Here is a 23119-nt window from a genome sequence, read left to right as displayed (position 1 = left end):
GTGGGGGCGGTGCCGGCCACGTCCGCCGTGGGGCGGCACCTGCTACGCCGGGATGACGGTGACCAGGTCGGCGGGCATACGGGCCCTCAGATCGTGCCACTCGCCCTCGCTGACATGGCGCTGAAGGGCCGCCAGGACGGTGTGCACCAGCTGCTCGGTGTCGCCCTGGATCGAGTACGGGAAGTCGTGCCGGATGCGCTGGAAGAACTCCTCGCTGTGCATCTTCACGGGCGTCTCCGCGGGTTTCCACCCGTCGTAGTAGATGCCGCGCACCAGCATCGGGAGCTGGGCGCCGAACTGAACGGCCTCGTCCACCGTCAGCCGGTCCCGCAGCTGGTGCAGGACCGCGCGCAGGGCGGCATAGGACTGTTTGCGGCGCTCCTTGGGCCAGCCGTACGCCTCCTCGATCTCCCTGAGGAGCCGGTTGGTCTTGTCGACCGTCGTGTCGAACGCGGGAAAACCTGTGGCGACCATCGTGTTCGTCCTTCCGGTGCCCGCGGCGGCCGCCCGGCGGAGCGGGGGCCGCCGCGGGGTGAGAGAGCCGGTTCGCGGCCTCAGTAACCGCCCGGCGGCTGCTGCGACGGCGGCTGCTGCGGCTGTTGTTGCTGTGTCTGTTGCTGTGGGGGCTGTTCTTGCGCCTGGATGCTCTCGGTGATCTCTATGTGGCGGGGCTTGGCGATCTCCGCCTTGGGAACGGTGATCGTGAGGACGCCCTCGGACATGGCCGCCCTGACGTTCTCGGTGTTCACCTCGCTCGGGAGCAGCAGCCGGTACTCGAAACGGCCGGTGCGGCGGCCGCCGCGGCGCAGGACGCCCTTGCGCTCCCGTTCCTTGATCTCCCCGGAGACGGTCAACTCCTGGCCGTTGACCTCGATGTTGATGTCCCGGCCCTTGACCCCGGGGAGCTCGAGTTCGACGTGGTACGCCTCGTCCGCTTCGATCACATCGGCGGCGGGTGCCCACGCGATACCGGGTATCGGCGCTCCGCCCACCGTGGATTCGAGCAGACCGCCCATCTGGTTGAGCAGATCGTCGAACTCCGCCAGCGGATTGCGCGCCCACACCCGGGGGCGGTCCATCGCGCCTTGGCGCTGCTGTGGCTGTCGTCGGGCGGGTGTGCTCATCACCCTTCACCTCCGGTCATGTGTAGCGGGTGCATAGCGCGGATGCGGGGGGTGGATGCGTGGCTCGGATGTGTGGCTCGGATGGGTGGGGATCGCCGTCGGGCGCGGCCGTCACCTCCCCCCGTCCAGCATGAGCAGGGTCGGCGCGGCCTGCACCTCGAACGGAAGGCCCGCGCCGCGCACCGCGTTCACGCGGCCCTTCCGGCTCCCGCCATCTGCGGCTGTGCCTCGTGGGTGACCGCCGGTTCGCGAAGGTGCCGCCGCCGTTCAGTCCGGCGCCGTTCAGTCCGGCACCGTTCTGTCCGGGACCCGGTTCAGCCGAGGCCCGGTTCTGTCCGGGGCCCGGTTCAGCCGGAGGCGAGGTCCTGTTCGACCCAGATCGTCTTGCCGTCCGTGCTCTGCCGGGTGCCCCAGCGCGTCGCCATCTGGGCCACCAGCATCAGGCCGCGGCCGCCCTCGTCGAAGACCCGGGCCCGCCGTACATGGGGTGCCGTGCTGCTGCCGTCGGAGACCTCGCAGATGAGGGCGCGGTCGCGGATCAGCCGCAGCCGGATGGGCGGGCGGGCGTAACGGATCGCGTTGGTGACCAGTTCGCTGACGATCAGCTCGGTGGTGAAGACGGCCTTCTCCAGTCCCCAGTCGGTCAGCCGCTCGACGGTGTTCCGGCGGGCGTCGGCGACGGCGGCCGCGTCCGGGGGGATCGCCCAGGTGGCGACCCGGTCGGTGCCGAGCGCCCGGGTGCGGGCGAGGAGCAGGGCGATGTCGTCGTCGGGACGGGCCGGGAGCAGGGCGCGCAGCACGCTGTCGCAGAGCGCGTCCAGGGAGGCGACGGGACTGCTCAGGGCGTTGCGCAGGGTGTCGAGCCCCTCGCCGATCTCCCGGTGGCGGCTGTTGATCAGGCCGTTGGTGTAGAGGGCGAGCACACTGCCCTCGGGTAGCTCCGTCTCCGTGGTCTCGAAGGGCAGCCCGCCCAGCCCCAGGGGCGGGCCGATGGACAGGGCGGGCAGGTCGGCGGTGCCCTCCGGGCTGACCACCAGCGGTGCGGGGTGGCCCGCGGCGGCGATGGCGCAGTGCCGGGAGACCGGGTCGTAGATCGCGTACAGACAGGTGGCGCCGACGGCCGCGGGCATCTCGGGGTCCTCTTCCGAGGACAGCCGGGTGACCAGGTCGTCGAGGTGGGTCAGCAGCTCACCGGGCGGCAGGTCGATATCGGCCAGGGTGCGTACGGCGGTGCGCAGCCGCCCCATGGTGGCGGACGCCCGCAGGCCGCGGCCCACCACGTCGCCGACCACCACGGCGGCGCGGGCGCCGGAGAGCGGGATCGCGTCGAACCAGTCGCCGCCCACCCCCGCGTAGGTGCCCGAGGGCAGATAGCGGGAGGCGACCTCCAGCGCCGTCAGATCGGGCATCCGCTGCGGCAGCAGACTGCGCTGGAGGGTCAGGGCCGTTCTGCGTTCGCGCAGATAGCGGCGGGTGTTGTCGACGCAGACGGCCGCTCGTGCGGTGAGCTCCTCGGCCAGCAGCACGTCGTCCGCGGTGAACGGCGTCGGTGTGCGGTGGCGGGCGAAGGAGGCGGCGCCGAGGGTGACCCCGCGGGCGCGCATCGGCACCATGATCACCGAATGTATCCCGTAGTCGCGGATCCGGGCGGCCCGCACCGGGTCCCTGGCCTCCCAGCTCGCCAGCAGGGGCGCCGTTATCTGGTACCGCACGGCCCGGCCCTCGGTCAGGCTCCTGGCCGTGAGGGAGTGCTCGGGGTGCGTGATCAGGCCCCCGATGCCGGCCAGCGCCTCCGGGGCGCCCTCCAGGACGGACCGGTGGGCCGTGTGCCGCAGGGTGATGGGCGCGCTCAGCGGTCCCTCCGGCGGCTCGTCGCCGTCGTGGAGGAAGGTGAGCAGATCGACGTTGGCGAAATCGGCGAACCGGGGGACCGCCACCTCGACCAGCTCCTGGGCGATCCGGTCCAGGTCCAGGGTGCTGCCCAGCCGCGCCCCCGCCTCGCTGAGCAGCAGCAGCCGCTGGCGGGCCTCGCGCTGGGCGGTGATGTCGTACGCCGCGAAGCACACGCCGCGGAGCCCGCCGGCCGGGTCGGTCAGCGGGGCCAGGGAGACCATATAGGCGTGCTCGTGGCTCAGGCCCGGCAACCGCAGACGCCCCGACTCCAGGTCGTGCCGCTCACCGCTCTCCAGCACCCGGCGCATGGCGCGCTCGACCCGATCGCTCTCCCGGTGGGGGACCAGCTCCGACAGCCGCAGCCCGCGCATCCGGTCCTCGCTGAGGGCGGTGGTGGCCTCCATTTCGGCGTTCGCCCGGATCAGCCGCAGCTCCGTGTCGAAGAGGGCCAGGATGCACGGGGACTGGACGAACCCGCGATCCGCCGCACCCGGGTCCTGGAGGGCCGGTGCGTCGCGGGGGAGCGGCTCCCGGGGTACGGCGGAGACCAGGAGCCAGCCCGTGGCTCCGTCCTCCGCCACCGGACCGCGGTGGGCCAGCAGCTCGACCTCCACCCGATGGCCGTCCCGGTGGCGCAGCGCGACCGTCCCGCTCCACCGGGCCCCCTCCGCCAGGCACGGCCCGGCGCCGCCCGCGGTGTCCCCGGCGGTGGGCTCGGCGAGCAGCTCGGCCGCCCTCCGCCCCAGGACCTCCTCGGCGCGGTGGCCGAGCAACTGCCGAGCGCCCTCGCTCCACCCGGTCACCACGCCGTGGTCGTCGACCGTGGCCGTGGCCAGGCCGGCCGTTCCGGGCGGCGCGTCCGGCCGGCCCCGGGGGGCGGTGGGGTCAGTGGGGTCGGGGGTCGTCATCGCACATCGCCCAGGCGGCTCATGGGCCCGGATCCGGCGGATGCCACTCGATCATCAGGATCGTGGCGTCGTCGCTGAGTTCGCGGTGCCGGTGGTCGAGGATCGCGTGGATGAGCAGGCGGAGCACCTCGGGGGCGCTCTGCCCGGCGGCCGTCGACCGGATGATGTGGTCGGCGAAGCGCTCCAGGCCGAACTGCTCGCCGCCCTCGTCGCGCGACTCCACGACCCCGTCGGTGTAGAGCAGGACGCGGTCCCCGGGTTCCAGGGCCGTCTCATGGATCTGCCGGGTGGCGTCCGACAGCTGCGCGGGCAGCCCCAGCGGGGGTTCGAAGGCCCGTTCCAGCTCCTTCTCCAGCAGCCGCTGGCGGCGGATGACCAACGGCGTGGGATGGCCGCAGTTGGCCCAGCGCAGCACCCCGCTGGGCATGTGCAACCGGACGAAGACGCCCGTGCAGAACTGGTCCGGAAGCCATGTGGCCAGCGCCTCGTCCACGGTGGTGACCAGGGCCGCCAGATCGGCGCCGGTGCGCCGGGCGTTGCGGCTGCCCGCCATGGCCACGGAGGTGGTCAGCCCGGATGCCAGGTCGTGGCCCATGGCGTCGAGGATCGAGGCGTGCAGGACGTCCTCGGTGAACGAATGGTCGAAGGCGTCGCCCCCCAGCTCGTACGCGGGCTCCAGAACGGCCGTCGAGACCACCCGGCCGGTGCCGATGGAGCGGGGCGGGAGGAAGGCCCGCACCATCTCCGTGGGCAGCTGCATGGACCGGGTGCGGATGCGCTGCGCGAAGGTGTCGAGATACGTCCGTTTGGAGGTGATGACCAGGGCGAGGAGCGAGGCCAGCATCCGGCAGCGCCAGAGCGTGAGCCCGTCCAGGGAGATCGTCCGCAGCTGGAGCACCCCCAGCCGCTCCGCGCCGTTCATCAGCGGCAGCCACAGGGCCAGCCCGTCCGCGCCGTCCTCCTCGACCCGTACGGTGTCGGTCCGGTAGGCGAAACCGGCCAGGGAGTCGTCGAGGCCCAGGCGCGGCTCACCCTCGGCGAGCGGCATCAGCAGCCGCTGCTGGAGGTCGATCAGGTAGACGACCGCACGGCCCATGCGCATGGCCTCGGTATAGCGGTCCAAGGCCCCCGGGAGCTCCGCGGGCGATGCCTCGTGGGTGGCCCGGAGCAGCTCCTCCAGCAACTGCTCAGCGGTCTCGGCCGAGGTCGACACGTTCGCGTCCACCATGCGGTCAACCTTACGGCGGTGGGCCCTGCGACGCCTGGGGGAGCAGACGCCGGGGGGAGCGGACGCCGGGGGGAGCGGACGCCGGGGGAGCACGGGGCGCGGGCACCGGCTCCCACGGGGTGCCGCGCCGTCCGTCAGATGACGGGCGGGCGGCCCAGCCTGGTCATGCGCCACACCGTGCTCCAGCGCATCGGCCGGCGGCGGCCGCAGGAGGTGCGCAGGCCCTCCAGGAAGCCGCCCGCCCAGGCCCGCAGCCCCGTCACGGAACGGGTGCGGGCGAGCGTGAGCAGCGTCCAGGTGCCCAGGTAGAGCGGGACCAGGGGCAGCGGCAGGTGGCGGCGGGCCAGCCAGACCCGGTTGCGGGCGGTCATGCGGTAGTAGACGGCGTGCCGGGCGGGGGAGGTGCGGGGGTGCTGGAGCAGCAGCTCGGGGGCGTAGAGGACCTTCCAGCGCGCGTCGAGCGCCCGCCAGGCGAGGTCGGTCTCCTCGTGGGTGAAGAAGAACGCGTCCGGCCAGCCGCCGATCTGCTCCAGCATCCGCATCGACAGGGCGTGGCCGCCGCCGAGGAAGGTGGTCACCTCGCCGCCGCGCATCGGGTCGGAGGCGCGCAGCCGGGGCACGTGGCGGCGCTGGGTCTCGCCCGTCTCGTCGGCGATGCGGAAGCTCACGATGCCCAGGCGCGGGTCCTGGGCGTACAGGTCGCGCACCCGGCGGAAGACGTCGGCGTCGACCAGCAGCCCGTCGTCGTCGAGGTCGACGACGACGTCCACGTCGCCGAACTCGCGCAGCCGCCGCCAGGCGACGTTACGGCCGCCCGAGACCCCGAGGTTCTCCGTCAGCTCGACCGTGGTCACCCCGGCGGGCATCTCCGGGAGCGGGGAGCCGTTGCCGACCACCACGACGCGGGCCGGGGGCAGGTCCTGCTTCGCGACCGACTCCAGCAGCGCCGCCACCTCCCTGGGCCGGTTGCCCATGGTCAGGATGGCGATACCCAGGCGTGGGTCGGAGGTGGCGGACACGGCGGACACGGTGGGACTCCAGAGCTCGGTTGCGATGCCCGCGATCGTAACCGTTCACCCAGGAATCCACTTCCGTACAGCTGATGTTCACCGATGAGCGCGTCGGGGTCAGTCGTCGAGCGCGGTGACCGCTTCCTTGGCCGCGCTGATGGCGCCCTTACGGATCGCGTCGGTGCCGGCGGCCTTGTGGCTCTCGAAGTCGCCGCCGTTGTACGTCACGGTGACCGTGGCGTTGTCCTGGTGGACCGTCACCACCGCCTCGCGTATGCCCTGGCCGTCGTCCTCGGTGGTCTCCTCGGTCACCGAGGCGTCGTCGCCCAGCCCGGACACCGCGCTGCCGCCCTTGCCCTTGGTCCGCGCGACGTCCGAGACGTCGTAGGAGATGTCCAGCCAGCGGTAGTCGAAGCCGTGCAGGGCGTGCCAGTTGCAGCCCGTGCGGCGGCTGAGGTCGCTGGACTTCAGCTCGTTCCCGGCCGGTTCCGCACCCGGCACCAGCTCCTTGACCAGCGCTTCCGGAAGGGCGGCGCACGCCTCCGTGGGCGGCTTGGCGTAGCGCGGCGCGGCGGAGCCGGTGGCCGGGGCCGAGGGGTGCGGGGAGGGGCTCGCCGGGGTGGCGTGTGCGTCCGAGTCGCCCGACGTCGTCATGGCCACACCCGCGGCGGCGAGGACGGCGACGGGCAGCAGACGGGCGACCAGGATGAGCGGCAGAGAACGCACGGCGGTCTCTTTTCGATCGGATGGCGGTCGGGCGGTGAACACGGGTGCGGTCGTGGGGTGGTGAGACGAGGCGGGGTCGTGGGGCCGTGGTGAAACCTGTTGCGCGGTGGGAGACGACACTGCCATACCGCGCGGGTGTCGAACAGTCCGGGGGGCTGGTGAGAGCGGGCGCCGGAGCCGCTGTGCCGATGGGGTGAATTACCCGCATCCTCACATCATCTCCACAAACGGAGGCTATCTACGCTGGGTGACGAACCCTCATCCGCCAGCCATGGCCGATGCTCCGCCGGCCATGGCCGATGCTCCGTCCGTCGTGGCCGATGTGTCGTCCGTCGTGGCCGATGCGCCGTCAGCCACGGCCGATGTACGGCATCGCCGTCGCCATGACCGTCGCGAACTGCACGTTCGCCTCCAGGGGCAGCGACGCCATATGCCGCACCGTGCGCGCCACGTCCGCGACGTCCATCACGGGCTCGACCATCACCTCCCCGTTCGCCTGGGGCACACCGGTGGGCATCCGCTCCGTCATCTCGGTCGCCGCGTTGCCGATGTCGATCTGCCCACAGGCGATGCGGTACCGGCGGCCGTCCAGCGACAGCGACTTGGTGAGCCCGGTGATGGCGTGCTTGGTGGCGGTGTACGCCACGCTGTCCGGCCTGGGCGCGTGGGCCGAGATGGATCCGTTGTTGATGATCCGCCCGCCGTGTGGGTCCTGCTCGCGCATCAGCCGGAACGCCGCCTGCGCGCACAGGAACGCGCCCGTCAGATTGGTGTCCACGACCGCCCGCCAGTCCTCGTAGCGCAGATCCGCCAGCGCCACGCCGCGCGGTCCGAAGCTCCCCGCGTTGTTGAACAGCAGATCGAGCCGCCCGAACCGCTCCCGCACCGCCGCGAAGAGCGCGTCCACCCGCTCCGGGCTGGCCACGTCCGTCGGCACCACGAGGGCCGGGGGGCCGCCGCCGGCCAGCCGTGCCGTCTCCGCCAGGGCCTCCTCGCGGCGCCCCGCCAGCACCACCGACCAGCCCGCGTCGAGGAGTTCGAGCGCCACCGCCCGGCCGATCCCCGAGCCCGCGCCCGTCACCACCGCCACCTTCGACACCACCGACACACGACCGTCGCTCATGGCGCCGCAGCGTACGCCACGTCACCCCGCCGCGGCTCCGGGCTGATTCGCCGCAAAGGTCCGTTCCGGGGCCGGACCTCACCCAGCGGTCATGCGGTTGTCGTGCACAGGCAAACACCTGGCCGTCCCCCGACACTCCAATTCCTCTGACGCACCGAGCCAGGGGAGAGCACATGGCACACGACTCGCATCAGCGGGCCATACGAGCCGCGGCCGCACGTCTGGGACGCCGCCGCTTCCTCACCGTCACCGCGGCCGCCGCCGCGCTCGCCTTCACCACCAACCTGCCCACCGCCCACGCCGCGCAGGTGTCTCCGCAAGCGCTCACCGACAACCCCTTCACCCTCGGCGTGGCCTCCGGCGACCCGCTGCCCGACGCGGTCGTGCTGTGGACCAGGCTGGCACCGCGCCCGTACGAGCCGGGCAACGGGCTGCCCGAAGAGGGCACCGTCAAGGTCGAGTGGGAGATCGCCCGCGACGAGCACTTCCAGCGCGTCGCCCGCCGGGGGACCACCACCGCGCACGCCGAGTTCAACTACACCGTGCACGTGGACGCCAAGGGGCTGGAGCCGGACCGCGTCTACTGGTACCGCTTCCGGGCCGGGAGCTGGACCAGCCCGGCCGGCCGCACCCGCACCACCCCGGCCGCGGGCGCGAAGGTCCGGGACGTCCGCTTCGGCCTGGTGTCCTGCCAGGCGTACCACGACGGCTACTTCACCGCCTACCGCCACCTGGCCGGTGAGGACCTGGACGCCGTCTTCCACGTGGGCGACTACCAGTACGAGTACGCGGTCAACTCGGTGGGCGGCGCCCGCAACTACACCGACCGCACCCTGCCCGCGGTGTTCAACACCGAGACGGTGACCCTCGAGGACTACCGGCTGCGCTACGCGCTCTACAAGTCCGACGAGGACCTCCAGGCCGCCCACGCCGCCTTCCCCTGGTACGTCACCTGGGACGACCACGAGACCGAGAACAACTACGCGGGCGACATCGACGAGCACGACGGTCCGTCGGAGGAGTTCCTGATCCGCCGGGCCGCCGCCTACCGGGCGTACTGGGAGAACATGCCGCTGCGCATGCCGCAGCGGCCGGACGGCGCCGACATGCGGCTCTACCGCCGCTTCCACTACGGGAAGCTCGCCCAGTTCGACATCCTCGACACCCGCCAGTACCGCTCCAACCAGGCGTACGGCGACGGCTGGCAGTACCCCGGCCCGGAGTCCGAGGACCCCTCGCGCACCCTCACCGGCGCCGCCCAGGAGCGGTGGCTGCTCGACGGCTTCCAGCGCTCCACCGCCACCTGGAACGTGCTGCCGCAGCAGGTCACCTTCTCGCAGCGGAAGAACACCACCGCCGAGCGCTCCAAGCTCTCGATGGACTCCTGGGACGGCTACCCCGCCTCCCGGGCCCGGATCCTGGCCGGTGTCGAGCAGGCCAGCCTGGAGAACTTCGTGGTGCTCACCGGCGATGTGCATGTGCACTACGCCTTCGACATCAAGCGGGACTTCGACGACCCGGCCTCCCGCACCCTGGGCGTGGAGTTCGTGGGCACGTCCATCGCCAGCGGCAAGGACGGCGCCGACAAGCCCGCCAACTGGGCCACGTACATGGACGCCAACCCGCATATGAAGTTCTACAACGGCCGGCGCGGCTATGTGACGGTCTCGCTGGACGAGCGGCGGGCCCAGGCCGACTACAAGACGGTCTCCGCGGTCACCACCCCCAACGCGCCGCTCACCACGGCGGCGTCGTTCGTCAGCGAGGCCGGCAACCCCGGCCTGCAGCAGGTCTGACCGGACGGGCGGACCCGGCGCGCATCCCCTGCGCCGGGCCCGCCCGGCTCACTCCCCGCCCTCGCCCGGGTACCGCACCCCGATCAGCTCGCGCGCCGCGTCCAGGGTGCGCATCACCGCCAGCGTGCCGTCCAGCGGCACCAGCGGGGACTCCGTCTCGCCCGCGCGCAGCGCGCGCATCACCTCCGCCGCCTCGCGCTGGTAGGCGCGCAGCCCGTCCACCGCCGTGATCTCCTCCGGGTCCCGGCCCGGCCGGTGCAGCACGAAGCGCTCGGGGTGGAAGAAGCCGCGCGGGAACTCGATCCGCCCCGCCGTCCCCGTCACCGCCGCGGTCATCGGCGTGTCCGCGGTGATCGAGCAGGACAGCAGCGCCACCGCCCCGCTGTCCCAGCCCAGCGCCAGGCCCGTGTTCACGTCCACGCCCCGCGGGGAGAGCTGCCCCACCGCCCGCACCGTGTCCGGCTCGCCGAGCAGCAGCTGGGCGAAGGACACCGGATAGACGCCGAGGTCCAGCAGGGCGCCGCCGCCCAGGGCCGGATCGCTCAGCCGGTGGTCCTGGGGGAAGGGGCCGGGCAGCCCGAAGTCCGCGTGGACCGCCCGGACCTCCCCGATCGCGCCGTCGTGGACCAGTTCGGTCATCCGGCGGACGACCGGATCGCAGTACGTCCACATCGCCTCCATCAGGAAGCGGCCCCGGCTCCGGGCCAGGTCCACCAGCTCCTTCGCCTGACGGGCATTGAGCGTGAACGGCTTCTCGCACAGCACCGCCCGCCCCGCCTCCAGGCACAGCCCGGCCGCCGCCCGATGGGCCGAGTGCGGGGTGGCGACGTATATCACATCGAGCTCGTCATCGGCCGCCAGCTCCTCCCAGCCGCCGTAGGCGCGCGGTATCCCGAACCGCTCCGCGAACCGCTTCGCCGACTCCGGCCGGCGCGAGCCGACCGCCATGACCTGCGCGTCCGTCATCTGAAGCAGATCCGCGGTGAACGACGCGGCGATCCCACCGGTCGCCAGAATCCCCCACCGCACGGCCTGCGACCCGCTTGTTCCGGCCATTCCGCCCCCACGCCCCCTGTCCGTAAAAGGTTCGACCCGATTCGAATTGCTGAGAGCATAGAGAACGCATCAACGACTCATGGAAGGTACGCATGCAGCAGCCCGGCCAACCGGCCGCCGCTTCCCCCCGGGCCGACCGGCCCGACACCCCGTCCCCCGACTCCGCCACCGCCTCCCTCCGCTCCGCCGCCCCTGCTCCCGGGCTCACCGCGCAGCGCCGTACGAGCCTCCTCGTCACCCTGGTCCTCGGCGGGCTCACCGCACTCCCCGCGCTGTCCATGGACATGTACCTCCCGGCCCTGCCGGAGGTCACCGACGCGCTCCACAGCTCGGCCGCCACCGCCCAGCTCACCCTCACCGCCTGTCTGATGGGCATGGCGCTCGGCCAGCTCGTCGTCGGCCCGATGAGCGACAAGTGGGGGCGCCGCCGCCCGCTGCTCACCGGCATGGTGATCTACATCGTCGCCACCGCCATCTGCGCCTTCGCCCCCAGCGCCGGGCTGCTCATCGCCTTCCGGCTGCTCCAGGGCCTGGCGGGTTCGGCCGGCATAGTGATCGCCCGCGCCGTCGTCCGCGACCTCTACGACGGCATCGCGATGGCCCGCTTCTTCTCCACCCTGATGCTGATCTCGGGTGTGGCGCCCATCGCGGCCCCGGTCATCGGCGGCCAGATCCTCCGCTTCACCGACTGGCGCGGGGTCTTCGTGGTGCTCACCGTGATCGGCACCCTGCTCACCCTCGTGGTCTGGCGCTGGCTGGGGGAGACCCTGCCGCCCCAGCGGCGCCATGCCGGCGGGCTCGGCCAGACCCTGCGCACCATGCGCGGTCTGCTCGCCGACCGCGTCTTCACCGGCTACATGCTCGCGGGCGGTTTCACCTTCGCGGCGCTGTTCGCCTATGTCGCCGGTTCGTCCTTCGTCGTCCAGGAGATCTACGGCGCCTCACCGCAGACCTTCAGCCTGCTGTTCGGGCTGAACTCGATCGGTCTGGTCGTCACCGGCCAGCTCAACGGCCGGGTGCTGGTCGGCCGGGTCAGCATGGACAAGGTGCTGACCGTGGGGCTGGTGGTGATCACCGCCGCGGCGGCCGCGCTGCTCGTGCTGTCCTCCGGGGTCTTCGGGAAGGCCGGTCTGGTCCCGGTGGCGGGGAGCCTGTTCGTGCTGATGTCCGCGATGGGCCTGGCCATGCCGAACACCAACGCCCAGGCGCTGAACCGCACCCCGCACGCCGCCGGTTCCGCCTCCGCGCTGCTGGGCACCTCCACCTTCCTGCTGGGCGCGGTGGCCTCCCCGCTGGTGGGGATCGCGGGCGAGACCACGGCGGTGCCGATGGCCGTCGTCCAGCTGTCCTGCGCGCTCGCGGCCATGACCTGCTTCATGGGACTCTGCCGTCCGTGGCAGCGACGTACGAAGCAGAGCACGACCGTGGCCTGACCCGGCTGCTGGAGACCGTCAGGGCGCTTCCCGAGGGGGAGCGCCCTTGGTGTGCGGGGGTGGCGCTGGCCGCCGGGACCGGATCGGGCCCGGTCGCCGAGGAGGCCTTCGGCTGGGCGGTGCGCTACGCGGCGTACGACGAGGCCGCCGGCCGGGGCGTGGAGCTGCCGCGACAGCGGTGGGTGCCGGTCGGCCGCGACACCGTCTTCGACCTCGCCTCGCTCACCAAGCTGTTCACCACGATCGTGGCGCTGCGCGCGGTCGAACGCGGGCTGATCGCGCTGGACGGGCAGGTCGCCGCGTACGCCCCCGAGTGCACGGCCGCCGCCGAGCACGGCATCACGGTGCGGCAGCTGCTCACCCACACCTCGGGGCTGCTGCCCGAGCTGCCGCTGTACGAGGAGGACGGGCGGGAGCGGGCGCTGGCCCGGGTCGCGGCCGAGCCGCCGACCACCCCGCCCGGCACCGCCCGCCGCTACTCCGACCTCAACTTCCTGCTGCTCCAGCGCGTCCTGGAGCGGACCGCGGGGCGCCCCCTGGACCGGCTCGTGCGGGAGACGGTCACCGGCCCGCTGGGCATGGCCGCCACCCGCTTTCGCCCGCCCGCCTCCTGGCTGCCCCGGATCGCGGCCACCGAGGACCAGCGGCGGCCCTGGGGCAAGCTGGACCGGGGGATGCTGCGGGGGGTGGTGCACGACGAGAACGCGTGGGCGCTGGGCGGGGTCGCGGGCCATGCGGGGCTCTTCTCGACGGCCGGGGACCTGGCGGTGCTGTGCCGGGCGCTGCTGGCCGGCGGCGGGCCCGTGCTGTCGCCGGAGTCCACCGAGCTGATGCTGACCGCGCCGGGGCTGGGCTTCGAGGTCGACCAGCCGTGGTTCATGGGGGAGCTGGCGGGGCGGGGCGCCGCGGGGCACACCGGCTTCACCGGGACCAGCCTGGTGGTGGACCGGGCCCGCGGGGCCTATCTGGTGCTGCTCGCCACCACGGTGCACCCGCGCCGCCGCCCCGGCGACAGCGCGCCCCGGGCGGCGGCGGCCACGGCGCTGGCCCGCGCCCTGCGCTGAGCCGCACCATCCTGTAACGTCGCGGCAGTTGGCCTGGTCGATTCGCTTGGTTAGCCTGTGCCACTGCCGTATCCGCCCGGCGGCAGCGCTGATCCACCGCTACGAGGAAGACCGCTGTGACGAACCCCCAGGACCCGCAGGACATACCGGATTCCCAGGACGTGCCGGGCGCGGGGGACGCGCCCGGCGGCACGGCCCCGGTGGCGCCGCCCCCCGGCTGCCCAGCCCACGCCGGCCCAGCCCACGCCGGCCCCGCGCTGCTGTACGGGGCGGACTACCTGCGGAATCCGACCGAGAGCTATCAGCGGATGCGGAAGGAGCACGGACAGGTCGCCCCGGTCCTGCTCGAGTCCGACATCCCCGCGTGGCTGGTCCTCGGCTACCGCGAGGTGCGCCAGGTCGTCACCGACACCCAGACCTACGGCCGCGACTCGCGCCGCTGGAACCGCTGGGACGAGGTGCCGTCCGACTGGTCCCTCCTGCCCTGGGTGGAGCACGGCCCCATGATCTACCTCACCGAGGGGGACGAGCACCGGCGGCGCTCGGCGGCCGTCAGCGACGCCCTCTCCGCCATCGACCCCTTCGAACTGCGCAACCACTGCGAGCGCTTCGCGGACTGGCTGATCGACAAGTTCGCCGGCAGCGGCAAGGCGGACCTGGTGCATGACTACGTGTACTCGGTACCCGCCCTCGCCATGGGCCAGATGTTCGGCCTGCCCGAGGAGAAGCTGGAGTACATGGCGGAGGCCCTGACCGTCTCGCTGCTGTCCACCGACGAGTCCATGGCGGCCAAGGAGCGGGCCGCCGGGGTGGTGGAGGAACTGGTGGCGGCCAAGCGCGAGTCGCCGGGCGCGGACGTCACCTCCCGGTTCATCCACAACGCCCCGGACCTCACCGACGAGCAGTTGATCGGGGACCTGATGGTGATGATGGCCACCGGTCTGCCCGCCACGTCCTACTGGATCGGCAACACCGTCCGGCTGATGCTCACCGACGACCGGTTCGCGGTGACCCTCGCGGGCGGCCGCCGGAGCATCGGCGAGGCCATGAACGAGGTGCTGTGGGCCGACTCCCCGCTCCAGAACGTCATCGGGCGCTTCGCCACCCGGGACACCACACTCGGCGGACAGCACATCCGCGCCGGTGACCTCCTCGTCCTCGGCCTGGCCGCCGCGAACGCGGACCCGCTGCTGTGGCCCGACTCCACGGCGGGCTACGCCGGGAACAACGCGTATGTGTCCTTCACCGGCGGCGACTACGGGTGCCCGGCGGGCGCGCCCGAGCTGGGCAAGATCATCTCGGAGACGGCGATCGAAGTGCTGCTGGACCGCGTCCCGGACCTGACGCTGGCCGTCGAACCCGAGGAACTCCAGTGGGCGGACTCCCTGTGGTACCGCTGCCTGGTCTCGCTGCCGGTCACCTTCACGCCCGCACCCGTCACCGACTAGGCCCGGCAGCCGGGGGAGCCCTGCCAGGCGCCGCGGGCCCGCGAAATCTGTGGCCCCGAAGATCCGTGGCCCGCGAAGAGCCGCCGGACCGGACCCGGCGCAGCCCCTACGCCGGGTCGGCCGCGGCGGACTCGGGGGGCCAGACATCCCCCCAGGACGCGTCGCGGGCGGCCCGGTACAGCGGCCCCTGGCGCTTGGTCACCGTGGTGCGCCCCAGCCCCTCCGGCCGGTCGCACAGGTCCAGCAGCACCTGGCCCTTGCGGATCTGCGGACGGCGCACCACCCGCGCCCCGGCGGGCGCGGCGTCGAACCGTACGGCCGCGACGTAGCTGAACTTCTCGTCCTCGTACGGCAGCGAACCGCCCTTGACCTGCCGGTGCAGGGAGGAGCGGCGGACCCGGGCGGCGAAGTGGCACCAGTCGGCGCCGGGCTCGATCGGGCAGGCCGCGCCGTGCGGACAGGGGGCGATGATCCGCAGCCCGGCCGCCAGCAGCCGGTCCCGCGCCTCGCGGATCCGCAGATAGCCGTCCGGGGTGCCCGGTTCGATCAGCACCACGGCCTGGCCCGCGCGGCCCGCCTCGGTCACCACGGCCCGCCGGTCGGCCTCGGTCAGCTCGCCCAGCACATAGCTGACGGTGACCAGGTCGGTCCCGTCCGGCAGGACGAGGCCGTCGCCGATGGCCCGGCGCTGCCAGCGGGCGGTGCGCAGCGACGCGGAGGGCGCCTGGCGGGCCAGTTCGCGGCCGAGGTCCAGCGCGGGCTCGGCCCAGTCCAGGACCGTGGTGGTGTGTCCGGCCCCCGGCCAGGTGGCGGCCACCGCCCAACTGGCCGCGCCGGTGCCGCCGCCGATGTCGATATGCGAGGCCGGGGCCCATGCGGGCGCCCCGGCGCGGAAGGCGGTGAGCGCGGCGCGCACGGCCTCGAAGGTCGCGGGCATCCGGTACGCGGCGTACGCGGCGACATCGGAGCGGTCCCGCAGCACGGGCGCGTCGGTCGGGGTGCGCCCCCGGTAGTGGCCGATCAGCCGGTCGACCGCCTGGGCCGCCTGGCGGGGCGGCAGACCGTCGAGGAGGCCGGCGAGCGCGGTGTGCGGCGTCTCGTCGGTGCGGGCGGCGTCGGGGGCGTGCATTCGCTGGATTCTACCGGCCGGAAGGGAGCCGCCTTCCGCTGCCTCGTGCCGGGCTGCCGTCCGCGCTGGGCTGCCGCTTGCGCTGGGCTGCACGCCTGTGCTGGGTCGTCGCCCGTGCCGGGGCGCTGCCTCCTGCTGGGTCGTCGTCTGCGCCGGGCTGTCGCCCGCGCCGGGTCGTCGCCCGCGCTGGGTCGTCGTCGCCCGTGCCGGGCTGCCGTCGGCGCCGGGCTGTCGCCCGCGCCGGGTCGTCGCCCGCGCTGGGTCGTCGTCGCCCGTGCCGGGCTGCCGCCGGTGCCGGGCTGTCGCCCGCGCCGGGTCGTCGCCCGCGCTGGGTCGTCGTCGCCCGTGCCGGGCTGCCGCCGGTGCCGGGCTGCCGTCGGCGCCGGGGCGCCGCCCGTGCCGGGCCGTCGACCGCGCCGGGGTCGGGGAGCGGACCGTCTGCCGCTGGTGGCCCGCCGAGGCCGCGTCCTGCTCGACGCCCTGGTGGTGCTCGACGAGCGGGAGCCCCGCAGGGCGGGCCGGGGCGGGCCACCGGCGGCGGACGCGTACGCGGACGCCTTGGGCCGGTCGTCATGGCCCTGCGGCAGCGCCAGTCACGGCTCTGCGTCGCGTCACGGCTCTGCGGGGCCTCAGTCCCCGCCCCGCGCCCGTGCCGGCCGTATGGGTGTGGCGGCCAGTCGGGCCGGCGCGTCCGTGATGATGCCGTCGCAGCCCAGCCGCAGCATTCGGTCCCGCTGGGCCGGGGTGTCCACGGTGTGCGCCCACACCCGGGGTATGCCGGAGGCGACGGCCCGCCGTACATCGGTGTCCCGCGCCCGGTAGTCGACGTCCAGCAGATCGACGGTGCCGCGCCAGTCGCGCGGGGTGTCGGTGCGCAGCTGCCGGGCGGACCGCCACAACTGGGTCAGCAGTCCCGCGCGGTGCGCCTCGCGGGCCACTTCGGGGCGGTTGGTGTTGACGTAGACGGAGTGGACCAGTCCGCGGTCGCGGATCATCGTGGCCAGCCGCGGCAGACTCTCCGGGTCCTTGGCCTCCACCATCAGGGTGATCCGGCCGCCGAACCGGTCCAGCGCCTCGGCGACCGTCGGCGGCCGCTCGGGCCGCCAGTGGCCGCGCAGCGAGGCGGCGGGGCGCAGCCGGACCGTCCGCCACTGGGCGGCGGTCAGGTCCCGTACCGGCCCGGTCCGGTCGGTGGTGCGGTCCAGCGTCGCGTCGTGCATCACCACGAGCGTGCCGTCCCGCAGCATGCGGGTGTCGAAGTCGAGGACCTGGGCGTCGTGCCGGCGGAAGGCGGCGGCCAGCCCGGACATGCTGTTCTCGGGTACTTCCAGGGCGCCGCCGCGGTGTGCCGTGTAGGTGACGGCGGGCTGTCCGGCCGGGGGCACGATGAGCGCGGGCCTGAGGCGCGTCGGTTCCGCGACCGGGGGTGTGAGGCGTCGGGCGGACGGCCGGGCGGCGGGGTGGGTGGAGGGGTGGGCCGCGACGGCCGCCGGTATGGAGAGGCCGAGAACCGCGACCGCGATCGATACGTGCCTGCTGAACATAAACGGAACGCTAGGGGCGGGACGCCCGATATGCCCTGCTATCCGCACCCGGTCGGGGTGCTCTTCCGTACCCCGGATGCGGACACCGGCCACTTCGGGAGCAGGATGGTGGCAGCATTGATCGGGTACCGGCGGTACCGCCGGGCCGGCGGTGAAGCGAGGCGGTAGATGGAACGCAAGGGCAGGTTCTCCCAGTGGCTGCGTCGGCCGAGGAGCCAAGCGGGCGGCGACAAGGACACGGGAGCGGGCGCCGGCGGCGTCCGCGAGGACCTGCTGCTGGCCGCCGCCGCGGCGGGATTCCCGCTCGCACCGGCCGCCCACCCCTCCGGTTACGGCTGTTCCTGTGACCGCATCGGCTGTCCCACCCCCGCCCGCCACCCCGTCTCGTTCGCCTGGCAGACGCAGGCGACCACCGATCCGGACCGGGTCGCGCAGTGGCTGCGGGCCGATCCGCAGGCCAACTTCATCACCGCCACCGGCATCGTCCACGATGTGCTGGACGTGCCCGCGGACGCCGGGCGGCTGGCCCTGGAGCGGCTGGGCACGGCCGAGGTCGAGGTCGGGCCGGTGGCCACCAGCAGCGGCGATCTCCAGCAGGGCCGGATGCTGTTCTTCACCGCCACCCGGGGCACTCCCGACGACGAGGACGAGTGGTGGCCGTGTGAGCTGGACTGCCATCCCGAGACCATGGACGAGCACCCGGGGCTGCGCTGGCACTGCCGGGGCAGCTATGTGCTGGTACCGCCCGCGCGGCTGCCCGGCGACGGCCATGTGGGCTGGCTGCTCGGCCCGGAGCGGCCGCTGCCCGACCCCCTGACCCTGCTGGAGTCGCTCACCGACGCGTGTGCCCAGTTCGCGGGCGAGGACCAGGACCACGACTCGGCCGCCTGGCCGATAGGGCGATAGCGCCGACAGGGCGATAGTGCCGACAGGGCGATGACGTCGATAGGGCGGTAGCGCCGCTGGGGCGGTAGCGCCCCGGAACCGGATCATTCGCCCTTGGCGGCGGTCACACCCTCCAGGCGGTTGAGGAAGACCACCTGCGGATCCGCCGCGTCCTTGGCCGGGACCCGCACCGCCGACTCGGCGACCCTGGTCAGCGTCACCGCCTTCTTCGCCTCCCCGGTCATCAGCGCCTTGATCTGCGGATCGGGGTTGGGCCGGTAGCCCTTGGCCATGGTCTGCTTCTGCCGGTGGTGCGAGGCGAAGAACACGATCGCCCCGCCGTCCGAGGTGCGCAGCCCCACCGGGGCGTACTGGTCGCCCTGCGCCGGGGTGTCGATGTACTCCGTCCAGAACTTCGGGGTGCGCAGGTACTTCTTCCGCGCGTCCCGGAGCCGTGAGGTCGACTGGCCGTCGGCGAAGACCGCGCCCTTGCCCGTCATCAGGTAGTCGGTGTACTCCGCGCTCAGCTCGTCCGGCCGGGCCGCCAGCTTCGGGGCCGGACCCGCCGCCGGGACCGGTTTGGCCCAGCCGTCCTCGTCGGTCGCGACGTCCGGCACCTCGTCCTGGCTGAGGATCGACAGATACGCGGCCTTCCACGGCTCGTCGGCGCCGTCCCGGGTGAAGACGAACAGCCAGCGGTTGTCGTCGCGGTTGCTGTCGGTGTCCGCGACGAAGAACTTCGGCCAGCCCACCTGCTTGGGGATGTGGAACGTCGCGTCGGACAGCTTCAGCGGCGAGTACGTGGGGTTGCCGCCGGGGGAGCCCGCGTGCTGGGCCTTGAGGTCGGCCGTGCTGATCGCCCCCAGCGGGCCCGTCTCCACCTGGCTCGCCAGCGACGGATCCAGCTCCCGGTACGCCTCGTTGTACGTGTCGAGGAACCGCTTGAGGGCCTTGGGCGCCTCAGCCTTGTCCACCGACGGGATGTTCTCCCGCTCCCCGTGCACCGTCATGCACCCCGTCAGCGTCATCCCCAGCGTCAGTACCACCGCTGCGGTCGGAACTGCGAACTGTCGACGGGGCGACCTGCGTGTCATGGGGCTCCGGCTCCCGGTTCCTGGGGGCTGCTGTGGACGGCGACACCCTACCGGGGCGCAGGAACAGCGCGAGCGTGGGGACCAGATAGAGCGCCCACATCCACAGCTGAAGCTCGGTCGGGTCCGGCTGGAAGTTGAAGACGCCCTTGAGCAGCGTGCCGTACCAGGAGTCGGGCGGGATGGTCGAGCTGATGTCGAACGCCGTCGAGTGCAGCCCGGGGAGCCAGTCCGCCTCCTGGAGATCGTGGAAGCCGTACGCGAGCACCCCCGCCGCCACCACGACCAGCATCGCGCCGGTCCAGGTGAAGAACCTCGACAGGTTGATCCGGAGCGCGCCCCGGTAGAACAGCCAGCCCAGCGCCACCGCGGTGACCAGGCCCAGCACCACACCGATCAGCGGGTCCGCCGTACCGTCGTTGCTCGCCCGCACCGCCGTCCACACGAACAGCGCGGTCTCCAGGCCCTCCCGGCCCACCGCGAGGAAGGCGGTGGCCACCAGCGCCCCGGTGCCCATCGCCAGCGCCGCGTCCAGCTTGCTGTGCAGCTCGGACCGCAGATGGCGGGCGGTGCGCCGCATCCAGAAGACCATCCAGGTCACCAGACCGACCGAGACGATCGACAGCGAGCCGCCCAGCGCCTCCTGCGCCTCGAAGGTCAGCTCCTGGGAGCCGAACTCCAGCGCCGCGCCGAAGGACATGCTCAAAATCACCGCGGCGGCGATGCCGAGCCACACCGGGCGCAGCGCGTCCCGGCGCCCGGTCTTGACCAGGTAGGCGACCAGGATGCAGACGACCAGGCTGGCTTCGAGCCCTTCGCGCAGACCGATCAGGTAGTTGCCGAACACGAGGTTCGCCTTCCTTTCGAGGATCCGTTCCGGTCAGGGAGCCGTCCGGAGCCTGTCCGGAGTCGGTCCGGAGTCGGTCCGGAGTCGGTCCGGAGTCGGTCCGGAGTCCGTCAGGAGAACAGCGCCCTGCCCCACCAGTCGTCCGCGTCCCGGACGCCCGGCGGGATGGCGAAGAGCGCCGAACCCACGTGCTGGATGTATTCGTTGAGGGCGTCGGAGCGGGCCAGGCGCCGCTGCACGGGCACGAACCCGTCCCGTACGTCGTGCTGGTAGGCGAGGAAGAACAGCCCCGCGTCCAGCCGCCCCAGCCCGTCGGTGCCGTCGGTGAAGGAGTAGCCGCGGCGCAGGATGCGCGCCCCGCCGTTGGAGTCCGGATGCGCCAGCCGGACGTGCGCGGTGGGCAGCATCGCCCTCAGGTCCGGCTCGTCGTGCTCGTGCTGCTTGCCCTGCGGCGCGCCCTCGCCCTTGTCCCGGCCGAAGACGTCCTCCTGCTCCTTCAGCGAGGTACGGTCCCAGGTCTCGATGTGCATCCGGATACGGCGCGCCACCAGGTACGACCCGCCCGCCAGCCACGCCGGACCCGCCTTCTCGCTCACCCACACGTGCTGGTCCAGCGCGGCGGTGTCGGTGCCCGCGATGTTCCGGGTGCCGTCCTTGAAGCCCAGCATGTTGCGCGGGGTCTGCGCGTCCGGCGTGGTCGAGGACGTCTTGCCGAAGCCCAGCTGCGACCAGCGGATGGCCACCCGGCCCATGCCGATCCGGGCCAGATTGCGGATGGCGTGCACGGCCACCTGCGGATCGTCCGCGCACGCCTGCACACACAGATCGCCGTCGCTGCGCGCCGCCTCGAGGTTGTCGCCGGGGAACGCGGGCAGGTCGATCAGCGCCTCGGGACGGCGGTCGGCGATACCGAAGCGGTCCTTGCCCTTCTTGTCCCGGAACAGCGTGGGTCCGAAGCCGATGGTGAGGGTGAGCCGGGACGCCGGGAGGCCGAGCGCCTCGCCGGTGTCGTCCGGCGGGGCCTCCACCAGATCGCTGACCGCGCCGCCGCCGACCGGGTGCCCCTGGGTCATCCGGGCCGCCGCCTTCGTCCACTCCTTCAGCAGCGCGATCAGCTCGGCGCGGTCGTCGGTGGTGACGTCGAACGCGGCGAAGTGCAGCCGGTCCTGCACCGGGGTGGCGATCCCCGCCTGGTGCGCCCCGTGGAAGGGCACCGCGGCGCCGCTGCCGGCGGCCGCCCCGGTCTCGTCCGTACCGCCGCTCAGCGCGGCCGCCGCGCCTCCGGCGGCCGCGGCGCCGAGCGCGAGCCCGGCGCCGCCCCAGCCGAGCAGCGCCCGGCGGGAGGGAGACGTGCCGGCGTCGTCCGTCATGCCCGGCTCCCTCACTTGGTGACCACGGCGGCGGCGAGCCGCGAGAGCGGTTCGGCCAGCGCGTTGACCGCGTCGGACAACTCCTTGCGCCGGGAGGTGGAGACGGTGTCGTAGGACACGAAGCCATCGCCCTCGCGGTAGCCGTCCAGCAGCTTCCCGACGGCCGCGAACTGCTTGTCCAGCTCCTTGGCCAGCGCCGGGTCGTTTTCGGACACCACCGGCTTGAGCAGCGTGTACGAGGTCTTGGCGCCCTCGACGTTGCCCTCGAAGTCCACCAGGTCGGTGTGGCTGTAGCGCTCCTCCTCACCGGTGACCTTGCCGGTCTGCACCTCGTCCAGCAGCTCCTTGGCGCCGTTGGCCATGCCGGTGGGGGTGATGTCGGCGGTGCCGACGCGCTTCTGCCAGTCCTTCAGGTCCTCGACCAGCTGGTCGGCGAGGGCGTGGTCGGCCGCGGTGATCTTCTTCGTCTGCCACAGCGACTTCTCCAGCCGGTGCCAGCCGGTCCACTTCTGGCCCTGCTCCAGGCCGTCCGCGCGCACATCGACCTTGGGGTCGATGTCGCCGAAGGACTCGGCGACCGGCTCGGTGCGCTCCCAGCCGACGCGGGAGGGGGCGTACGCCTTCTTGGCGGCCTCGATGTCGTCCTTCTTGATCGCGTCGGCGAACGTCCGGACCTTGGGCAGCGTCTCGTCGGCCTGCTTCTGGACGTACGTCCGGTACGCGGCCACCGCCTTGTCCAGCTTCGGATCGCGCGGGGGCAGCTTGCCCTTGCCGGTGGCGGAGACCTTCTGGCGGATGCCGTGGCCCTTCATCCCGGGCTTGCAGGCGATCTCGTACGAACCGGCCTTGATTTCGGCGTTGATCGAGGCGCGGGTGCCGGGGCCGATGTTCTCCCGCTCGGTGACGATCCGGTCGCCCGGCGCGTAGACGTAGACCTCGGTGACCTTGGAGCCCTTGTTCTCCACCGAGAGCTTCACATGCCCGGCGGGGAAGGAGGTCCTGGAGACCTCGCACGCGCTGTCGGACGCGGTGACCTGGACGGCGCCCGCACCCTTGGCGTCGGACTTCTGGGCGCACCCGGCAACGGCGGTGATCGTCGTCAGGACCGATACGGCGACGACGACGGAGGTGCGAGCGGCTCGCATACGGGCTCCAGACGGAATCAGGACGGGGCGGACGCAAGGCAGCCGGATAAGGCTGGCCTAACTTAACTGAGCCTTGCCTGTGTGAGTCCTGTGTAAAGTCAAGGAGTTCTCCATGGAAAGCAAAGCGTTTGCCAAGTTGGCCGATTTTATGCGGCAGGCGGGCGGAAAAATGTGACGCACATCTCTTATGTGCGCGGGCTGTTGCTGGGAGGGCTCCTGCGGCCGAGCGGCCCAGGAGGTGTGTTCCGAGGGCCGCTCGGCGATTGATGCGCGATGTCCTGATTGACGCTTCTGAATCC

Annotated in this window: 19 protein-coding genes; 5 read left to right on the top strand and 14 right to left on the bottom strand. The window is 72.7% G+C overall.

Annotation, left to right across the window (positions count from 1 at the left end):
- Window positions 1-42: 42 nt before the first annotated feature.
- The 7 genes from N6H00_RS12190 to N6H00_RS12160 all read right to left on the bottom strand — a co-directional run bounded on the left by N6H00_RS12190 (window position 43) and on the right by N6H00_RS12160 (window position 8012).
- Window positions 43-474 (bottom strand): DUF2267 domain-containing protein, encoded by a 432-nt coding sequence (locus tag N6H00_RS12190; RefSeq protein ID WP_268971670.1) that lies wholly within the window; start codon window positions 472-474, stop codon window positions 43-45.
- Between the two features lie 80 nt (window positions 475-554).
- The gene (locus N6H00_RS12185) at window positions 555-1124 is read right to left on the bottom strand and encodes an Hsp20/alpha crystallin family protein (protein ID WP_268971669.1); all 570 of its coding nucleotides are present in this window, start codon (window positions 1122-1124) and stop codon (window positions 555-557) included.
- Window positions 1125-1471: 347 nt separating this feature from the next.
- On the bottom strand, window positions 1472-3925 hold the full coding sequence (locus N6H00_RS12180) for a SpoIIE family protein phosphatase (RefSeq protein ID WP_268971668.1): 2454 nt from the start codon (window positions 3923-3925) through the stop codon (window positions 1472-1474).
- Between the two features lie 19 nt (window positions 3926-3944).
- Window positions 3945-5153, bottom strand: coding sequence for a PP2C family protein-serine/threonine phosphatase (locus N6H00_RS12175; protein WP_268971667.1), 1209 nt, complete (start codon window positions 5151-5153; stop codon window positions 3945-3947).
- Window positions 5154-5287: 134 nt separating this feature from the next.
- The gene (locus N6H00_RS12170; RefSeq protein ID WP_329618684.1) at window positions 5288-6127 is read right to left on the bottom strand and encodes a glycosyltransferase family 2 protein; all 840 of its coding nucleotides are present in this window, start codon (window positions 6125-6127) and stop codon (window positions 5288-5290) included.
- Between the two features lie 153 nt (window positions 6128-6280).
- Window positions 6281-6889, bottom strand: coding sequence for a hypothetical protein (locus tag N6H00_RS12165; RefSeq protein WP_268971665.1), 609 nt, complete (start codon window positions 6887-6889; stop codon window positions 6281-6283).
- 349 nt (window positions 6890-7238) lie between these two features.
- The gene (locus N6H00_RS12160; RefSeq protein ID WP_268971664.1) at window positions 7239-8012 is read right to left on the bottom strand and encodes an SDR family oxidoreductase; all 774 of its coding nucleotides are present in this window, start codon (window positions 8010-8012) and stop codon (window positions 7239-7241) included.
- A gap of 173 nt (window positions 8013-8185) precedes the next feature.
- Here N6H00_RS12160 and N6H00_RS12155 point away from each other — a divergent pair, with 173 nt between their 5' ends.
- Complete coding sequence (locus N6H00_RS12155; protein ID WP_268971663.1) at window positions 8186-9808, top strand: alkaline phosphatase D family protein; 1623 nt, start codon at window positions 8186-8188, stop codon at window positions 9806-9808.
- 48 nt (window positions 9809-9856) lie between these two features.
- Here N6H00_RS12155 and N6H00_RS12150 read toward each other — a convergent pair whose 3' ends face one another.
- Complete coding sequence (locus N6H00_RS12150; protein ID WP_268971662.1) at window positions 9857-10864, bottom strand: Gfo/Idh/MocA family protein; 1008 nt, start codon at window positions 10862-10864, stop codon at window positions 9857-9859.
- 92 nt (window positions 10865-10956) lie between these two features.
- Here N6H00_RS12150 and N6H00_RS12145 point away from each other — a divergent pair, with 92 nt between their 5' ends.
- The 3 genes from N6H00_RS12145 to N6H00_RS12135 all read left to right on the top strand — a co-directional run bounded on the left by N6H00_RS12145 (window position 10957) and on the right by N6H00_RS12135 (window position 14809).
- Complete coding sequence (locus tag N6H00_RS12145; RefSeq protein WP_268971661.1) at window positions 10957-12297, top strand: multidrug effflux MFS transporter; 1341 nt, start codon at window positions 10957-10959, stop codon at window positions 12295-12297.
- A gap of 5 nt (window positions 12298-12302) precedes the next feature.
- Complete coding sequence (locus N6H00_RS12140; RefSeq protein ID WP_268976933.1) at window positions 12303-13361, top strand: serine hydrolase domain-containing protein; 1059 nt, start codon at window positions 12303-12305, stop codon at window positions 13359-13361.
- Window positions 13362-13477: 116 nt separating this feature from the next.
- Window positions 13478-14809: a cytochrome P450 gene (locus N6H00_RS12135; protein WP_268971660.1), complete on the top strand. Its 1332-nt coding sequence runs from the start codon at window positions 13478-13480 to the stop codon at window positions 14807-14809.
- A 106-nt stretch (window positions 14810-14915) separates the two neighbouring features.
- On the opposite strand, the gene N6H00_RS12130 is transcribed toward N6H00_RS12135, so the two are convergent.
- Together N6H00_RS12130 and N6H00_RS12125 are read right to left on the bottom strand one after the other, a co-directional pair.
- On the bottom strand, window positions 14916-15938 hold the full coding sequence (locus N6H00_RS12130) for a small ribosomal subunit Rsm22 family protein (protein ID WP_268971659.1): 1023 nt from the start codon (window positions 15936-15938) through the stop codon (window positions 14916-14918).
- Between the two features lie 629 nt (window positions 15939-16567).
- A complete protein-coding gene (locus N6H00_RS12125) occupies window positions 16568-17482 on the bottom strand; it encodes a glycerophosphodiester phosphodiesterase (RefSeq protein ID WP_268971658.1) in 915 nt (304 codons plus the stop codon).
- A 168-nt stretch (window positions 17483-17650) separates the two neighbouring features.
- Here N6H00_RS12125 and N6H00_RS12120 point away from each other — a divergent pair, with 168 nt between their 5' ends.
- Window positions 17651-18388, top strand: a complete 738-nt coding sequence (locus tag N6H00_RS12120; RefSeq protein WP_268971657.1) for a bifunctional DNA primase/polymerase — start codon at window positions 17651-17653, stop codon at window positions 18386-18388.
- An 83-nt stretch (window positions 18389-18471) separates the two neighbouring features.
- Here the strand turns inward: N6H00_RS12120 and N6H00_RS12115 are convergent, their stop codons facing one another.
- From N6H00_RS12115 to efeO, 4 genes are all read right to left on the bottom strand, one after another.
- On the bottom strand, window positions 18472-19377 hold the full coding sequence (locus tag N6H00_RS12115) for a hypothetical protein (protein WP_268971656.1): 906 nt from the start codon (window positions 19375-19377) through the stop codon (window positions 18472-18474).
- A complete protein-coding gene (gene efeU, locus N6H00_RS12110) occupies window positions 19328-20305 on the bottom strand; it encodes an iron uptake transporter permease EfeU (protein WP_268971655.1) in 978 nt (325 codons plus the stop codon). The genes N6H00_RS12115 and efeU overlap by 50 nt, the downstream gene beginning before the upstream one ends.
- Window positions 20306-20415: 110 nt before the next feature.
- Entirely contained in the window at window positions 20416-21675 is a 1260-nt protein-coding gene (efeB, locus tag N6H00_RS12105; protein WP_268971654.1) for an iron uptake transporter deferrochelatase/peroxidase subunit, read from the bottom strand.
- 11 nt (window positions 21676-21686) lie between these two features.
- Window positions 21687-22820: an iron uptake system protein EfeO gene (gene efeO, locus N6H00_RS12100; RefSeq protein WP_268971653.1), complete on the bottom strand. Its 1134-nt coding sequence runs from the start codon at window positions 22818-22820 to the stop codon at window positions 21687-21689.
- Between the last annotated feature and the right edge of the window lie 299 nt (window positions 22821-23119).

This window comes from Streptomyces sp. S465, assembly GCF_026898115.1.
GTDB lineage: Bacteria > Actinomycetota > Actinomycetes > Streptomycetales > Streptomycetaceae > Streptomyces > Streptomyces luomodiensis.
The sequence above is the reverse complement of the archived record's forward strand: the minus strand, read 5'-3'. Positions and strand labels throughout refer to the sequence as shown.